The sequence below is a fragment of the Glaciimonas sp. PAMC28666 genome (assembly GCF_016917355.1).
Taxonomy (GTDB): domain Bacteria; phylum Pseudomonadota; class Gammaproteobacteria; order Burkholderiales; family Burkholderiaceae_D; genus Glaciimonas.
Map to the genome: position 1 here is coordinate 1,517,063 of NZ_CP070304.1, position 17,250 is coordinate 1,534,312.

The following is a 17,250-nucleotide window of genomic DNA, read 5'->3' on the forward strand; positions in this document are numbered from 1 at the left end:
GGGCAGCGCTTGGACATTCGCTAATTACATCGGCGGTCGGGATTTTGGTCAAACTATTGACGACGTTCCTGACTTACATTAATTAACACCCAGCCCATTAATATCCCTATGAGAATTGCTGTCCTTGACGACGATTTAAGCCAAACCGATCTGGTTTGCCAGGTACTCACCGCGAGCGGCCACGTTTGTCACCCCTTTCAAAGCGGCAAAGAAATCCTCAATGAGTTGCGGCGGGAGAGCTATGACATGCTCATTCTTGATTGGCAGGTACCCGACTTGAGTGGGGCCGAAGTCCTGCACTGGGTACGCGAGAAGCTGCCCCCGGAACTGCCGGTCTTGTTCATGACCAGCCGCTCAGGTGAGGACGATATCGTAGCGGGACTTGCGGCGGGCGCCGACGATTACATGATCAAACCGATACGTCGTGGCGAGTTGGTGGCCCGCGTGCAGGCCTTATTGCGTCGCGCTTACCCAATTCAAAATGCCAGCGAACAAATTACGTTCGGCGAATACATATTCGAAACGCGTGCTGCGCGCTTGACTCTCAGCAGCGTACAGATTGAAATCACGCAGAAAGAGTTCGATTTAGCGCTATTATTTTTCCGCAACCTCGGTCGCCCCTTATCGCGTGCCTACATTCTCGAAGCAGTATGGTCGCGTGACATCGACATTCCTTCGCGCACGATGGATACCCACGTTTCCCGAGTTCGCAGCAAGCTACAATTACGACCAGAAAATGGCTTTCGGCTGGCTCCCGTGTACAGCTATGGTTACCGTTTGGAACAATTATCAGAGCAGCGCGTAGTTGCGGCATAATTGTCGCGTGGTATCGCAATGTGGGTCGGAGAAAAAATGCAGCGTTACACGGGACATCCGACACACGATATGAATAGTAGAAGATTTTCCAAGATTAAAAGACTCCGGCGAGTGGGTTTTATGCTGTTGGCGGTGGGCATCTATTTTCAGGTTGATGCGGCGCCACTAGTAAAGCTTGACGCAGACTCCATTCGCGTGACGCCGACCACTATTACTTACCTGGCCCACAAAGGCGACACGTTAAGCACGATCGCAGAACAACTTACGTCTTCATACCAAAATTGGGTCGCGCTGCAAAAGATCAATAAAATCCCGAATGACCGCACCATTCCCATTGGGACGCCCATCCTCATTCCCTTAGGGATGCTGGTACAAACTCCTGCCAGTGCAAAAATTGTCGCATTTTCAGGCAGCGTTAATCTCGCCGCCGCCGACGGCAGCGCTATTCCCTTAGCGATTGACGCTAAGCTTCAGGAGGGCGCGCAGATTGAAACCGGCCAAAACAGTTTTGTCACATTAGGTCTTGATGACAATTCCCGCATTGCGATACCGTCCAACAGTCAAGTAAAAATCAGCCACTTGCGGGATGCACGCTTTACAAAAAGTCCCGTCACGGAGATCACGCTTGTGCGAGGTCGGGTCGACTCACAGGTCTCGCCACTGAAGGAAAATAAGGGACGTTTTGAGGTGCGTTCTCCACTCGCCGTCGCCGGCGTTCGGGGTACCAGCTTTCGAGTAAATGTTAGTGATGGAGATATGGCAACTGAAGTCTTGCATGGGGTAGTTGCCGTTGCAAAAAACAATCGCCCTGCCGCCGGTTTCTCGCTACAAGCCGGTCAAGGAACGATCACCGATACGCAGAGCGTTCGCAAATCCGTTGCATTACTTCCGGCACCAACTTTGACCGGAAATTCCGCTTTGCAGGAACGCCCAACCGTGCGCCTTATCGTCGATCAAATGAGCGGTGCGCGGCGTTACCGTGCACAAATTGCGACCGATCAGGCCTTCGAGAATATCTTGTCTGAAATCGATACCGATACTCTTGAGCTCAGGCTTGACGGACTGATCGATGGCAACTACTTTGCAAGGGTGACTGCTATTGACGGCCAAGGCCTCGAAGGTTATCCACGGGAGGCTGCATTTACACTCAAAGCGCGCCCGGAGCCTCCCTTCCCGATTGGTCCAAAAGGAAAAGCGCGCATTTCCGACCCGTCGTTTAGCTGGTCCGAAACACCGGACGCCGCCCATTACCGCATTCAAATAGCCACCGATGATCAGTTCACGCAACTTGTTGTCGATGACGCGACTCTGACATCTGCGCAATTCACCCCGCCCAAGTTAGTGCTTGGTTCGTATTTCTGGCGGATCGCCACAATCGTGACCCGCCAGGGAAAAGAGGATCAGGGTCCATTTGGTGATACTCAGATGGCGTCTCTAATGGCACCTTTGACACTGCCAAATATTAACCCGACCGGAGAAACGTTAGCGTTCAGATGGCACGGCGAACCTGGCCAAAGTTTCGTTATTGAAATCGCCCATGATGCGGCATTCACCTCACTTTTTTTAACACAGAACACGATAGTGCCCGAAATTACCGTAGCAAATCCACCTGACGGCTTCTACTTCGTGCGCGTCAGGGCGATTGACTCCGATGGCTACATCGGCCCATTTTCTGAAGTCCAAAAAATCGCTATAGGCGGCTCATGGAAAACCAGTGACGGCGCGCCGCTCATCAATACCGGCGGCAACACACAAACCGGTTTTTAACCCAACGGGCAGTATCCATTTCGGAGCATAGAATGGTCCCACCGAACGGAGCCTTCTCGGGCGATGTTAAACGCGTTGCCTTGCGCCAATGGTTAGCGCTGACCGTCACGTTGTTGTTATTCACGGCAGCGCTCGGCTATCAAAACGGTTTGGTGCAACTTGACCTGCCGCTTTACGACCAGTTCATGCGCATTAACACGCGACCAGCGCGCGACGACATTATTATTGTCGCGATTGACGATTACAGTATTTCCCAGCTAGGTCGCTGGCCATGGCAGCGTGCCCTCCATGCGCAGGTACTGGATACGATCATGCAAGCCAAACCAAAAGCAATCGGTCTCGACGTAATCATGACCGAGCCGGAATTAAGCACAACCTCCGCCGCTGCCGGTAAGCCCGGACTCAACAACGACGCAGCACTATCGACAGCGTTACAGGCCAGCAATAAGGTCGTCCTGCCGATGGTGACGGCAATGATGGGAAGCAGCATCACGAGCTTATTGCCAATACCCGGTTTTCTGAAGACCGCGCGCACCATTGGACATATCAATCTGGAGCTCGATAAGGATGGCGTAGCACGCAGCGTATTTTTAAAAGAAGGCCAGAATGGTAGCTGGTGGCCACACTTCGCACTGGCATTAGCCAAGATTGGCGAACAGCACGTAACGAATTACCACCTGGGGTTACCCGGCGGACAGGACAGTACAGAGCAGCGCGACAATCATTCGTTAAGTGGTATCGACGATAATAGCGGCGAAGATAGCAACGTCAGCGAAAATCCGGGCAAAGCGGTTCATCACGGGGAATGGCAACGCGACTATCAAATGCACATTCCCTACGCCGGTGGTACCGGACTTTTCCAGTCTATTCCGTATGTTTCCGTGCTCAGAGGCGAAGTTTCGAAGGATTTTTTTTACAATAAATATGTTTTAATCGGGGCAACGGCAGTCGGTATGGCGGACGCTTTCCCCACCCCGGATTCGGGAACGTCCGGCGTCATGCCGGGCATTGAAATCAACGCCAATATTTTAGCCAGTTTGTTGGAACATCGATCGATACGCATCGCGCCAACGTTGCAAACAACCGCCTTCAGCATCGTGCCGGTATTGATAGTTCTATTCAGCTACCTGTTACTCACGCCGCGCTTTTCGTTGATGTTGACCGTGCTCCTGATGCTGATCACCGTCGCGGTCAGCTACGTCACATTTACACATGGATTATGGATCGCGCCGAGTGCGGCACTGATTGGAATGGGATTAGCCTATCCTCTCTGGAGTTGGTGTCGTTTGGAAGCCGCGATTTCCTACCTCGGACAGGAGTTCATACTGCTGGATCAGGAACCACATTTGTTGCCGGAAGCAAAACCTTCAGGCAACCCTCTCTATCACGGTGAAGACCTGTTAGAGCAGCGTATCAATGCGATGCGCAACGCGGCACGTCGGGTGCGCGATTTGCGGCAGTTCATTTCTGACAATCTTGATAGTTTGCCGCATGCGACGCTGATCACCACGATCGACGGTGGCATAGTCGTGGTGAATCGGGTGGCCCAGGATTACTTTGCGTCGCTAGGTATTACGACTATCTATGGCGCTAAGCTTCCTCCATTGTTTGCGCATGTTGCATCCCCACCTCCATTCGAAACGGCCCCCCATCATCCTTTTAATTGGCCAGATTTGCTCAGCATGTCCTATCGTCAGGTACTCGCAGACGGCGTTTCGGTTCAAGATCGGAAAGAACGCGATCTATTGATCAAAAGCGCACCGTGTTACTCCTCCAGTCAAATCTTGAGCGGCTGGATCGTCAGTATTGTGGATATTTCAAGCATTCGTGCGGCAGAACGCAGTCGAGATGAGACCTTACGCTTTTTGTCGCATGATATGCGCGCACCCCAAGCGTCCATTTTAGCGTTGTTAGAATTGCAAAGTGATCCATCCTCAGGATTACCGCAAAAGGAATTTTTCGCACGGATTGAGCGCGCTTCACGAAAAACGTTAGGACTGGCAGACAATTTCGTTCAATTGGCGCGGGCTGAATCGGAATCCTACCGACTTGAAGAAGTTGATTTTCCCGATGTTGTGCTTGATGCCAGCGACGAAATGTGGACCTTGGCCAACAATAAGCAAATCGCCTTGGTCACCGACATCGCCGACGGCGAGTTTGTCACAAGCATTGATCGCGCCTTGATGGCGCGCGCGCTATGTAACCTGATCTCTAACGCGATTAATTATAGCCCTGCGGCAACGACCATTCATTGCGGCTTGCGTCATGGCTTCGATATCCAGGGCGCACCCTCTCACGTCATTTGCGTGATCCGCGATCAAGGCTATGGCATTGCAACGGAAGACCAGGCCAAATTATTTCAACGATTTCAGCGCGTCGCGATTGCGGGACAACCGAAAACTGACGGTTTGGGTCTTGGACTGGTATTTGTCAAAACCGTCATCGAACGACATTTCGGATTGTTATCGTTCAGTAGTATTGTCGGGGAAGGCACCACCTTCACCATAACACTGCCATTGATATCGGCCTGACCATGCAATCACGGCTGAGACATGCGCCGCTTGCTCCACCATAATCATTTGAACATTGACTATCTTTTCATAAGCGATGGGCTAACTTGAAATCATTGAGAAGATTATCTAATGATTAATAAAAAAGGCGTTAGACCTCAAAGAGAACGCCGGGGGTATAATGCCGAGTTATAAAGAGTCCCCTATTTTCCAACAGAGTTATTACCAAAATGCACTTGCTAGCCGTCGGACTCAACCACACCACCGCGCCCGTTTCATTGCGCGAACAGGTGGCCTTTCCCTCTGACCAGATCGGTCAGGCGGTAACGGCGGCGCGTGCATGGTTTAGTGACAACAACGCCTCCGGCGTTGCAGACGAGGTGGCTATTTTATCCACGTGTAATCGTACTGAGCTGTATGCCGCAAGCGAGCTTTCCGGTGGTTCCATTGGATTGAACGACTCCCGCAACATTGATGCGGCAATTGATTCTACCGCCCATTTCCTCGCGCATTACCACAACCTTTCGTACGCCGATCTTCGCCCGCATTTGTACACGTTACCGCATGACCACGCGGCACGCCACGCTTTCCGCGTCGCGTCGGGGCTGGATTCGATGGTGCTGGGCGAACCGCAAATTCTCGGCCAGATGAAAGATGCCGTGCGCCATGCAGATGCCGTTGGCGGCCTTGGGACCTATTTACATCAGTTATTCCAGCGCACCTTTGCGGTGGCAAAAGAAGTCCGAACGACGACCAAAATCGGTGCCCATAGCGTCTCAATGGCGGCAGCAGCGGTACGTATGTCGGAGCGCATTTTCGATGCCATCTCTGGCCAAAACGTCCTGTTTATCGGTGCCGGGGAAATGATCGAGTTATGCGCAACGCACTTTGCGGCACAGAATCCAAAAACCCTGACGGTCGCAAACCGTACCCTTGAGCGGGCCGAAATGTTAGCGCACCGTTTTAGCGGGCAAGCGCTACGGCTGGCAGATTTGCCCGATCAACTGGGCAACTACGACATCATCGTTTCTTGTACTGCATCGTCACTTCCAATTATTGGGTTAGGCATGGTTGAGCGCGCGGTCAAGGCGCGTCGCCATAAACCGATGTTTATGCTCGATCTGGCGGTGCCGCGTGACATCGAAAGCGAAGTCGGCCGTCTCGATGACGTGTTTTTATATACCGTGGACGATCTGGCTTCTGTGGTGCAGACCGGCCTTGAAAGTCGCATGGCTGCCGTATCCCAGGCTGAGGCCATTATCGAAACACGCGTGCAAGCTTTTATGCATTGGATCGATACCCGTGCCGTCGTCCCGGTGATTCAGGATTTGCATGAAAGCAGCGAATTAATGCGAACGCTGGAATTGGAACGGGCCCGCAAGATGCTCGCCAAAGGCGAGGATGTTGATATCGTTTTAGAAGCGCTATCTAAAGGTCTCGCGGCCAAGTTCCTGCATGGACCGCAACAGGCGCTGCACAACGCACAAGGCGACGAGCGCGCTCGCCTCGCCATTTTGCTACCGCAACTATTCCGCAGCAAGCGTTAGCGAAGTCATCCGCCAGCGTCCGCCACTCGGTCTAGTGAGTCGGCACTCCCTCTGTCATCATTCATCCGCAGCGTCCCTCGCTGCAAGCCACTAAAAGTACGCCATGAAGCCATCAATGCTTGCCAAACTTGACCAATTGTCGAATCGACTGGTTGAGGTTAACGATTTACTCAATCAAGAAGAAGCGACTGCCAACATGGACAGCTATCGCAAGCTGTCGCGAGAACACGCAGAATTGGGGCCGTTGGTCACATTGTATTTAGGCTATACCCAGGCCGATGCGGATGTACAGACCGCGATGGAAATGCTATCGGACCCGGATATGAAAGAATTCGCGCAGGAAGAGATTAACAGCGCCAAATCCCGCATGGAACAACTGGAAGCATATCTGCAAAAAATGCTGCTGCCAAAAGATCTTAACGACGAACGCAATATCTTCCTTGAAATCCGGGCAGGTACCGGCGGCGACGAATCCGCGCTATTCGCCGGAGACTTATTGCGGATGTATACCCGTTTTGCAGAACGCAATCGCTGGCAAATCGAGATGGTATCGGCGTCGGACTCCGAAGTCGGCGGATACAAAGAAGTAATCGTGCGCCTGGTAGGATTTGGCGCTTATTCCAAATTAAAATTTGAGTCTGGTGGACACCGTGTACAGCGCGTTCCAACCACTGAAACGCAAGGTCGAATTCACACCTCGGCTTGTACCGTAGCGATCATGCCGGAAGCAGATGAGGTAGCAGACATTGCCATCAATCCGGCAGATATTCGGATTGATACCTATCGCGCATCGGGGGCCGGAGGTCAGCATATTAACAAGACCGACTCGGCAGTGCGGATCACGCATATTCCGACCGGTATCGTCGTCGAATGTCAGGATGATCGCAGTCAGCACAAAAATAAGGCGTCGGCGCTTAAAGTGCTGGCGGCACGGATCAAAGATGGTCAGTTACGCGAACAACAATCGAAAGAAGCCGCGACGCGCAAATCGCTCATCGGCTCCGGCGATCGCAGCGAGCGGATACGCACCTACAACTTTCCGCAAGGACGCATGACCGATCACCGTATCAATTTGACTTTATACAAACTCGACCACATCATGGACGGCGATCTGGAAGAGTTGAGTAATGCATTGGCGGCCGAACATCAGGCCGAATTACTGGCTGCGTTAGCCGACGAAAGGTAAGGCGACTTTTTGGGCAATCTGCGGCACAACAAACCCAATCCTAATCAATCAACACATCGCAACAACGCAACCATTTGTCCTGACAGGCGTCTTAACGGTATGCCTTGAAGAAGGTTTCGAAGTAATATCCTACAACATCAGGACGCTGTATTCCGTTGATCGACATTAACCATTATTAAAAAAATGAAATCATCTAAATCCATTTTGCTAGCCGTCGCTTTCATCGCTCTTGCTTTAATTGGTGCCGCTCTGTATTTGCAACATGTGAGAGACATGCAGCCATGTCCGCTGTGCGTGATTCAACGTTACGCGTTTGCGATCATCGCGCTCATTTGTCTGGTCTCAGCCAGCATGCCCGATAGCATTCGTAAAGCGAGTGCGGCCATCGGTATGATTGCCGGCCTCGGCGGCGCGGCAACCGCGGGCTGGCATTTATGGGTGATCGCGCATCCTGCGACGACTTGCGGCCGTGACGCTCTGGAAGCGCCCTTAAACGCATTACCGACGGCAACATTATTGCCGTCAGTTTTCAAGGTCGATGCCTGGGCATTGTGTTCGGCCTCTTACGATGCGATTCTGGGTCTGTCGATACCGCAATGGTCGTTGTTTTGGTTTGTCGTCCTCACTGTCATATTGGGTAAGGTTTTGCTTAAACGGACTAATCACGGCGATTTTGAATGACAGACCGGTGTCAGACGCAGCCAGCAGCATTCGTCATTGAAGACGGTTCCAGCCTCGCGACGATTCTCCAAGCCGCGCCGCTGGTAGCGCTCGAAAATCGCCTGCTGGTGATGCACGCGTTAAATCTCACACGTACACAGCTCATCACACAGGATCAGCGATGTGTCTCTGCACAAGAAGCAGAACAGTTAAGCAAACTATTCCGACGTCGGCTGGAAGGTGAGCCTATCGCTTACATCCTCGGTCAGCGGGAATTTTTTGGTTTGGTGCTGGAAGTAACACCGGCCGTTTTAATTCCGCGTCCAGAAACAGAATTGTTGGTTGAACTGGCGCTAGAACGCCTGCCCGACAACCAAGCCACGCAAAGCGTGTTGGATCTCGGCACCGGCTCTGGCGCTATCGCGATCGCGATTGCTTCCCTGCGTCCAAACGCTCAAGTGACGGCAGTCGATGTCAGCACCGATGCGCTGGCGGTGACAACGCGCAACGCAGCACGTCATTTAACTTCGGCCGATAACAAGTTTAATGTGGTGCATAGCAATTGGTACGCGGCTCTAAACATCACGAGCGCGGGTGGTGAAACAATGCCTCAGCGGTTTGATCTAATTGTCGCGAACCCGCCGTATATCGTGGATGGCGATTTACATCTCTCGCAAGGTGATTTACGCTTCGAGCCACTGGATGCGCTCACCGATCATGCTGACGGATTGAGCGCGTTACGCACAATCGCCAGTGAGGCACCTGAGCATCTAAATCAAGGTGGATGGCTGCTGATGGAACATGGTTACGATCAAGCCGAAGCGGTAACAGCGTTGTTACGGACTCTCCCGTTTGAGTCGATACAGAGCTGGCAGGATTTGGCCGGAATTTCACGTGTTAGCGGTGGCAGATTAAAAGCAGTAACTTCCGCCTCCGGTCAGCCATAATAAAAACTGCTCTTTTTTTGTGGTTGATACGCTGCGACTCCTAACCCTCAGATGACGTAGCATGCGCATCAATCCTCTTACCGCAACGAAGCAGTAAAAAGTTTTAATGAATAGCTACTGCGTTTAGTGGAATCGGCCCTTTCACGGCATCTCCCCCCAAGCAATATAAATATTTTTCCCATCTTGCTGGACAAAGAAATATTGCATAAAAATACAATTTCTCTTATGAAATAATCATTTACTTTCATAGAGAATGTTACGCTAATGCCCGTGTTGGCAACCTATGCGTTTTGCTCTCCGCCTACCCTCATTTATCGCCATTCTCCAGTCAAATGGTGTTTTTAAGCTTGTCAAGACTGGCGCAATTATCTGAATTGCGTATCATCGCTTGCTTGTCCAACGCCAGAATCTGATTCTCTAGACTCCCATGCTGCCTTCGATCGAACAACGTCTCGCCTTAGAACTCGCCGCTAAACCGGCTCAAGTAGCTGCTGCTGTCGCCCTGCTGGACGAAGGCGCGACCGTGCCATTTATCGCCCGGTACAGGAAAGAAGCCACCGGCGGCCTCGACGATATTCAGTTACGCCTGCTAGAGGAGCGTCTGCGCTATCTGCGCGAGCTTGAAGCCCGCCGGTCCGCTATCCTGAGTTCAATTGAGGAACAGGGCAAGATGACACCGGCGTTGTTGAGCGCAATCTCTTTAGCCGAAGATAAAACCCGTCTGGAAGATTTGTATTTGCCATACAAGTTAAAGCGCCGCACCAAGGCTCAGATTGCGGCAGAAGCCGGATTGACCGAACTCGCCGACGCCTTGCTGAACAATCCGGAATTGGTCCCTGAAGAGGAAGCGGTGAAATATTTCAAACCCGCTTTCAGCACAGACAATGGCGACAATCCTGGCATCGCTGATACCAAAGCGGCGCTCGACGGTGCCCGTCAGATTCTGATGGAACGGTTCTCTGAAGATGCATCATTGCTGCAAGCCTTGCGCGAATACCTGACCGAACACGGTGTGGTCGAATCAAAGGTCGTTGAGGGTAAGCAGGACGCTGGCGAAAAATTTGCAGATTATTTCGACTACTCTGAAACTATCGGCACTATTCCGTCACACCGCGCCCTGGCACTGTTCCGCGGACGCCGCGAAGAAATGCTGCACGTCGTTTTGCGACTAGATACTGAGGAAGAAAAGCCTAAATGGGATGCACCGCACAATCCATGCGAAGGCCGTATCGCAGCACGCTTCGGTATCAGCAATAAAAACCGCCCCGCCGACAAATGGTTGTCCGATACGGTCCGCTGGGCCTGGCGCGTTAAGGTTTATATGCATCTGGAAACAGAGTTGATGACCAACCTCCGGGAAAAAGCAGAAGTCGAAGCCATCCACGTTTTCGCTCTGAACTTAAAAGCGCTCTTATTAGCCGCACCGGCAGGACCTCGCGCCACCATGGGCCTGGACCCCGGCTTACGCACTGGCGTCAAAGTCGCCATCGTCGATGCCACTGGCAAAGTAGTCGGAACCAGCACCATCTATCCCCATCAACCGCGTAATGACTGGGAAGGCTCGCTGCACACCTTGTCCCAACTGGCGGAAAAACATAACGTTTCCCTGATTTCGATCGGAAATGGGACCGCATCGCGTGAAACCGACAGACTGGCGCAGGACTTGATCAAACTGCGCCCGGAATTAAAATTGACCAAAATTGTTGTTTCAGAAGCGGGGGCATCAGTCTATTCAGCGTCCGAATTTGCCTCGCGTGAACTACCAGACATGGATGTATCGATACGCGGTGCCGTGTCAATTGCCCGGCGTCTGCAAGACCCGCTGGCCGAGTTGGTAAAAATAGATCCAAAATCAATCGGCGTAGGCCAATATCAGCATGATGTCGGTCAAACCCAATTGGCACGCTCGCTGGATGCCGTCGTCGAGGATTGCGTGAATGCGGTTGGGGTGGACGTCAATACGGCATCGGCACCCTTGCTGGCCCGGGTCTCCGGTCTCAATTCCAGCGTTGCGCAAAGTATCGTGACGTATCGCGACATGAAAGGGATGTTCACCTCTCGCGCCGGACTGCGCGAGGTTCCCCGGCTCGGCGACAAGACATTTGAACAGGCTGCAGGGTTCTTGCGCGTGATGAACGGCAGTAATCCACTTGACGCGTCTGCGGTGCATCCTGAGTCGTATCCTCTGGTTGAGAAAATTCTGGCGGATATCAAAAAAGATGTAAAAGGCGTCATTGGCGACGATAAGTTGTTGAAATCGCTGAATCCTGCCAAGTATGCCGACGAAAAATTCGGCGTGCCCACCATTACCGACATCCTGAAAGAGCTGGAAAAACCAGGCCGTGATCCTCGTCCTGAATTTACGACAGCAACCTTCAAAGACGGTGTGGAAGAAATGCGCGATCTGCGTCCGGACATGATATTGGAGGGCGTGGTCACCAACGTGGCAGCGTTCGGCGCGTTTGTCGATATTGGGGTGCATCAGGACGGTTTAGTCCATATTTCAGCGCTATCCAATACCTTTGTGAAAGATCCCCACAGCGTCGTGAAAGCTGGCCAGGTGGTGAAAGTTAAAGTCCTGGAGATCGACGAAAAACGTAAACGGATCGCCCTGACCATGCGTTTGGAGGACAGCGCCCCGGTACCGGGTAGCAAACCAGAGCAACGCGGCGACCGAAATGATGCCAAACGTCTTTCCCAGCATCAACGCCAACAACCCGCACCGCTGGTTCAGTCGGGCAACAGCGCGATGGCAGCGGCTTTCGCCAAGTTGAAGGGCTGATCGCGGATCTGGCACCTGTTAAAACTCAAAACCCGCCTCTGGTTGGAGGCGGCAGGCGCATAAACGGATGCATAAGCGGATGCAGGGCTGGGTGAACGGCTGGTAAGGAGGCAGCAAGCCGTCGCCGCCATCCCGCTTGCAAAGTTCGCTGATTTGCTTCGACGTGACGTCCGACAATAAGCATTACACTTAAATCGTGCCAAAATAAGTTCATGGCGCATAAACGAATCAGTCTTTGAAGGCTGACGTCGTATAATGTTGGCAATTACGATTTTAACGATTCCGAACAGGTCTTTATTTTGTCCGTCGCTCTCAATATTCCCACTCAGCAGTCCATCATGAACCCGATCCTGATCGATATGGAGGCGGTGAATGCGGTCATTCGTGACAAATTGCATTCCGAAGTTCCCCTCGTCAATCAGATTGCCGAATATATCATCAGCGCGGGCGGCAAACGCCTGCGGCCGGTGCTGGTACTGTTGATCGCGCGCGCATTTGGTTATCAGGGAGATAAGCATCACGAACTCGCGGCGGTGATCGAATTCATCCACACTGCGACTCTGTTACATGACGACGTGGTCGATGAGTCGTCACTGCGTCGCGGTCGCAAGACAGCGAATGCGCTGTTCGGTAATGCTGCTTCGGTGCTCGTGGGCGACTTTTTGTATTCACGCGCGTTTCAAATGATGGTTGATGTCGGTAATCCCCGCGTCATGCAAATCGTCGCTGACGCCACCAATGTCATCGCTGAGGGCGAAGTGCTGCAATTGCTGAATATGCACAACCCGGATGTGAGCGAAGAACACTATCTGCAAGTCATTCGGTCTAAAACTGCCAAGTTATTCGAAGCGGCAGCGCAAATCGGCGCGCTGATTGCCGGCGCAACCGATAGCGAGATTGACGCTGTGGGCGAATATGGACGCTCACTGGGCACTGCTTTCCAACTCATCGACGATGTCCTGGATTACTCCGGCAATGCGGCCGACATTGGAAAAAATGTCGGAGATGATCTGCGCGAAGGCAAGCCAACGCTTCCGCTGATCTATCTGATGCAACACGGGAACAGTGAGCAACGCGCCCTGGTCCGTAGTTGCATTGAAAATGGCGACGAGCAACATTTTGATGCTATTCTGTCAGCAATCACGCACTCGGGAGCGCTGGATTACACCAGAGATGAAGCGAAGAAATCGGCGCAAACCGCCACCGCTGCGATCTCTCTGCTGCCGGATAGCGAATATAAAAATTCGTTGCTACAACTGGCGTTATTTGCCGTGGACCGAAATCATTGAGTGCGCGAACTGATTATATGCGCTGAATTGCGTGCGACCACTCAATGCTGCATTTAGGTAATATGAAGAAAAAGCCTGCATTTAGGTCACTCAATGATCTTAGCATCAGATCACTGGGTTAAACTAAGGTAAGCATCCAACAGGACAATGAGTAGTACCGGAGCACAATTCTGAATTGCATCATGAAGTTTATGTGCACTCAGATATTAAGAGAGGAATTGTTTTTTCAGTCCCAATCTTTTACTCCATGAAAAAATGACCACATCCGCTATTATTCCCACATACCTTATACGGTGACCCTTTGGATGCCGTTCCCTTATGGGTGCAATTTCTTGCACTCGGATTTCTGATTTTATTGTCGGCTTTTTTCGCAATGTCGGAAACAGCGTTAATGGCTGCCAACAAACATCGCCTGCGTCATCTTTCCAAACGCGGAAGCAAAGCAGCGATTACAACGATGTGGTTACTAGACCGTACCGATAAGTTACTCTCCCTCATTCTTATCATTAACACCTTGGTCAATGCGCTAGCCACGGCGCTGGTGACCGCTATTGCTATTAATACGTTCGGCAATCACCAAAAGGTCATCACCATTGCTACTGCCGGCGTGGCGTTCCTGTTAATTGTGTTTGGCGAAATCACCCCGAAAGTGATCGGCGCAACCTATCCCGAGCGGATCGCACTATTTACCAGTTTTATACTAAAACCATTGATGGCGCTGGTAAAACCCATCATATGGTTCGTCAACTTATTTGTATCGGGGATACTCAAAGTATTACGGATCAAGACCGGCAAGAGTGCTCAGGATCTCCGCGTATCGCCCGAAGAATTACGTTCCATCGTTCTGGAAGGCGGCAATTTCATGCCGCAGAAACACAAAAGTATTCTCCTGAATTTGTTCGATCTTGAAAAGATCTCAGTTGAAGATGTGATGACACCCAGGGCTCAGGTCGAGGCTTTGAATCTATCCGTATCGGTAGAAGAAATCCAACGTCAGTTGACCACCTGTTATCACAACAAACTCCCGGTATACGAAGGCGAAATCAATCAGATTGTTGGTATTTTGCACGTGCGCAAAGCGATGGCCCTACTCAATCAGGAAGATGACCTGACAGTTGAGCATTTCCGCGCTTTGCTGACTGCGCCGTATTTCGTGCCGGAAGGCACTGACGTCTTTACACAGTTACAATATTTTCAAGAGAACCACGAACGACTCGGCATCGTTGTCGACGAGTACGGCGAGGTGCATGGACTCGTCACCTTGGAAGATATTATCGAAGAGATGATCGGTGAATTCACCACATCGAAACCAGGCGCAGCGCGCGCCGATAGTTTTGGTTGGGATGACAAAGGCGAATGTCGTTTGGAAGGCGTCACATCGTTGCGCGATATTAACAAGCGTCTCGGCTTAAATTTCCCGATTGACGGACCGAAAACGCTGAACGGCCTCGTACTTGAATGGCTACAGGATATTCCCGAAAATACCGTCTGCGTCAAAATCTCCGGTTGTGTAATTGAAATCACCCAAGTACAAAACCAGGCAATCAAGATCGCTAAATTGATTCGTCCAACCAATCACCACCCCAGCAAGTAACCTTTTATGCGCAACCTCTGCCGAGCGAACCGATACCCTCTGCAGCCCGCTTGCGATTGTTGATTAACGATACGCTATAACTGGCCCGTTTATCAAATAGCGGAAGCAGCCTGTTGTAGACAACTCGATAACAACAGGTTACGTAAGTAATCGCCTAGGTTTGCATTAAATTTGCCCACAAAGTCTTTACAGAACAGTTTCGCAAAGGCATGATCGATAGGGTTGGGGATTGCCCCAATCCTCTTTTTTCGCATATTTTCTATGGCTGCAGTTCTTCCCAATCTTAACTTGAACGGTTCAATATCAGGATTGGCTCGCGCATTGGTGCAGGCCGGACGGTTATCCAGCGATCAGGTCGATGGTTTACATAAAACGGTAATCAACGACCGTACGCGTTTTATTGATGCGCTGCTGGCAAGCGGACACCTGGGTGCTTCCGACCTTGCGCAGTTTTGCGCAGAAACGTTTGGCTATCCCCTCCTCGATCTCGACGCACTGAATTTGACTCTGCTTCCAGCAAAAGCCATCGACAGCAAGCTAATGGAAAGTCAGTCAGTATTGGCGCTGGCAAAACGCGGCAATAAGATTTATGTTGCGATTTCAGACCCTACCAATACGCAGGCACTCGATCAAATCAAGTTCCAGACGGAGTTAATGGTCGAGCCAGTTATCGTCGAACATCCCGCTCTGTTAAAAGAGATTCAGAAACACACGAAAAGCTCGGAGCAAAGCCTCAACGACATGATCGGCGAATCGCAAGATATCGATTTCGTCGAAGAAGATACTCCATCGACAACGGACTCCGGCCCCAGCGATATCGACGACGCACCGGTGGTGCGGTTTTTGCACAAGATATTAAACGACGCCATCAATCAAGGGGCGTCGGATCTCCATTTCGAACCGTTTGAAAAATTCTACCGCATCCGTTTTCGTGTCGATGGGGTGCTACGCGATATGGCCCAGCCACCATTATCGATCAAAGAAAAACTCGCTTCGCGCATCAAGGTTTTATCAAAACTCGATATCTCCGAAAAACGCGTGCCACAAGATGGTCGGATGCGACTGGTTATTTCCAAAACGCGTGCCATCGATTTTCGCGTCAGCACTTTGCCGACCTTATTCGGTGAAAAAATCGTCATGCGGATTCTGGATGCCAGCCAGGCCCAGATGGGTATCGACGCGCTCGGTTATGATCCCGAGCAAAAAGCCATTCTGATGGAAGCAATCCAGCGACCGTACGGCATGGTGTTGGTTACCGGCCCAACTGGATCGGGTAAAACCGTATCGCTATATACTTGCCTGAACATTCTGAATCAGCCCAGCATTAACATATCGACAGCGGAAGATCCTGTTGAAATAAACTTGCCCGGAGTCAACCAGGTCAGCATCAACGACCGTACCGGCCTGACATTTCCGGTGGCCCTGAAGGCATTTTTACGGCAAGATCCAGATATCATCATGGTCGGAGAAATTCGCGATCTGGAAACTGCGGATATCTCCATCAAAGCCGCACAAACCGGACATATGGTCTTTTCCACGTTGCACACCAACGATGCGCCATCGACCCTGACCCGGCTGATGAACATGGGCGTAGCGCCATTCAACATCGCTTCATCCGTCATCCTGATCACCGCTCAGCGTCTGGCGCGTCGGCTTTGTAGTTGCAAGCAATCGGTTACCGTCCCAGAGGAGGCGCTGATCGAAGCGGGCTACACAGACGACGATCTCGATGGCACCTGGACACCCTTTAAACCGCTGGGCTGCGAACGCTGCAACGGTACTGGCTACAAAGGCCGCGTCGGCATTTATCAAATCATGCCGATTACTGAAGCATTAGAGCGCATCATTCTAACGCATGGCACTGCCCTGGAAATCGAAGCACAGGCCAAGCTCGAAGGCGTCAACACATTACGCCAGTCCGGGCTGATCAAGGTCAAGCAAGGGATGACCAGCCTCGAAGAAGTACTCAGTTGTACCAATATTTAGATCAGCTTCTTTTGGAATCTGATGGGAAGCACCGATGGAAGAGCAGATATCACGCCTGTGATGCGCCCGGTCTCTGCAAAGCCTGCGCTTATCGGCACAGCCTTGGACACGTCGGCATTGGCTGCGTCATGGATTCCGAAAAAAGTATCATACTCGGATGCATCGG

11 protein-coding genes are annotated in these 17,250 nt (G+C 51.6%); all 11 read left to right on the plus strand.

The window, feature by feature from the left end; genetic code table 11:
• Positions 1-108: 108 nt before the first annotated feature.
• Positions 109-816, plus strand: a complete 708-nt coding sequence (locus JQN73_RS06430) for a response regulator transcription factor (protein ID WP_205322279.1) — start codon at positions 109-111, stop codon at positions 814-816.
• Positions 817-852: 36 nt separating this feature from the next.
• Positions 853-2,583 carry a FecR domain-containing protein gene (locus tag JQN73_RS06435; RefSeq protein WP_205322280.1) on the plus strand — a complete coding sequence of 577 codons (1,731 nt, stop codon included), beginning with the start codon at positions 853-855 and terminating at the stop codon, positions 2,581-2,583.
• 32 nt (positions 2,584-2,615) lie between these two features.
• A complete protein-coding gene (locus JQN73_RS06440; RefSeq protein WP_205322281.1) occupies positions 2,616-5,114 on the plus strand; it encodes a CHASE2 domain-containing protein in 2,499 nt (832 codons plus the stop codon).
• A 209-nt stretch (positions 5,115-5,323) separates the two neighbouring features.
• The gene (gene hemA, locus JQN73_RS06445; RefSeq protein WP_205322282.1) at positions 5,324-6,640 is read left to right on the plus strand and encodes a glutamyl-tRNA reductase; all 1,317 of its coding nucleotides are present in this window, start codon (positions 5,324-5,326) and stop codon (positions 6,638-6,640) included.
• A 103-nt stretch (positions 6,641-6,743) separates the two neighbouring features.
• Positions 6,744-7,826 (plus strand): peptide chain release factor 1, encoded by a 1,083-nt coding sequence (gene prfA / locus JQN73_RS06450; RefSeq protein WP_205322283.1) that lies wholly within the window; start codon positions 6,744-6,746, stop codon positions 7,824-7,826.
• A gap of 183 nt (positions 7,827-8,009) precedes the next feature.
• Positions 8,010-8,507 (plus strand): disulfide bond formation protein B, encoded by a 498-nt coding sequence (locus JQN73_RS06455; protein WP_205322284.1) that lies wholly within the window; start codon positions 8,010-8,012, stop codon positions 8,505-8,507.
• Positions 8,504-9,433, plus strand: coding sequence for a peptide chain release factor N(5)-glutamine methyltransferase (prmC, locus tag JQN73_RS06460; protein ID WP_205322285.1), 930 nt, complete (start codon positions 8,504-8,506; stop codon positions 9,431-9,433). The genes JQN73_RS06455 and prmC overlap by 4 nt, the downstream gene beginning before the upstream one ends.
• Before the next feature lie 427 nt (positions 9,434-9,860).
• Positions 9,861-12,215 carry a Tex family protein gene (locus JQN73_RS06465; protein ID WP_205322286.1) on the plus strand — a complete coding sequence of 785 codons (2,355 nt, stop codon included), beginning with the start codon at positions 9,861-9,863 and terminating at the stop codon, positions 12,213-12,215.
• 338 nt (positions 12,216-12,553) lie between these two features.
• Complete coding sequence (gene ispB / locus JQN73_RS06470; RefSeq protein WP_240162455.1) at positions 12,554-13,504, plus strand: octaprenyl diphosphate synthase; 951 nt, start codon at positions 12,554-12,556, stop codon at positions 13,502-13,504.
• A 301-nt stretch (positions 13,505-13,805) separates the two neighbouring features.
• Entirely contained in the window at positions 13,806-15,098 is a 1,293-nt protein-coding gene (locus JQN73_RS06475; RefSeq protein ID WP_205322287.1) for an HlyC/CorC family transporter, read from the plus strand.
• A gap of 261 nt (positions 15,099-15,359) precedes the next feature.
• Positions 15,360-17,084 carry a type IV-A pilus assembly ATPase PilB gene (gene pilB, locus JQN73_RS06480; RefSeq protein WP_205322288.1) on the plus strand — a complete coding sequence of 575 codons (1,725 nt, stop codon included), beginning with the start codon at positions 15,360-15,362 and terminating at the stop codon, positions 17,082-17,084.
• Positions 17,085-17,250 lie beyond the last annotated feature (166 nt).

Coding starts and splice junctions, on each gene's coding strand:
- prfA (WP_205322283.1), top strand. CDS start 6,744: ATGAAGCCATCAATGCTTGCCAAACTTGACCAATTGTCGAATCGACTG.
- JQN73_RS06440 (WP_205322281.1), top strand. CDS start 2,616: ATGGTCCCACCGAACGGAGCCTTCTCGGGCGATGTTAAACGCGTTGCC.
- ispB (WP_240162455.1), top strand. CDS start 12,554: ATGAACCCGATCCTGATCGATATGGAGGCGGTGAATGCGGTCATTCGT.
- hemA (WP_205322282.1), top strand. CDS start 5,324: ATGCACTTGCTAGCCGTCGGACTCAACCACACCACCGCGCCCGTTTCA.
- prmC (WP_205322285.1), top strand. CDS start 8,504: ATGACAGACCGGTGTCAGACGCAGCCAGCAGCATTCGTCATTGAAGAC.
- pilB (WP_205322288.1), top strand. CDS start 15,360: ATGGCTGCAGTTCTTCCCAATCTTAACTTGAACGGTTCAATATCAGGA.
- JQN73_RS06465 (WP_205322286.1), top strand. CDS start 9,861: ATGCTGCCTTCGATCGAACAACGTCTCGCCTTAGAACTCGCCGCTAAA.
- JQN73_RS06430 (WP_205322279.1), top strand. CDS start 109: ATGAGAATTGCTGTCCTTGACGACGATTTAAGCCAAACCGATCTGGTT.
- JQN73_RS06455 (WP_205322284.1), top strand. CDS start 8,010: ATGAAATCATCTAAATCCATTTTGCTAGCCGTCGCTTTCATCGCTCTT.
- JQN73_RS06435 (WP_205322280.1), top strand. CDS start 853: ATGCAGCGTTACACGGGACATCCGACACACGATATGAATAGTAGAAGA.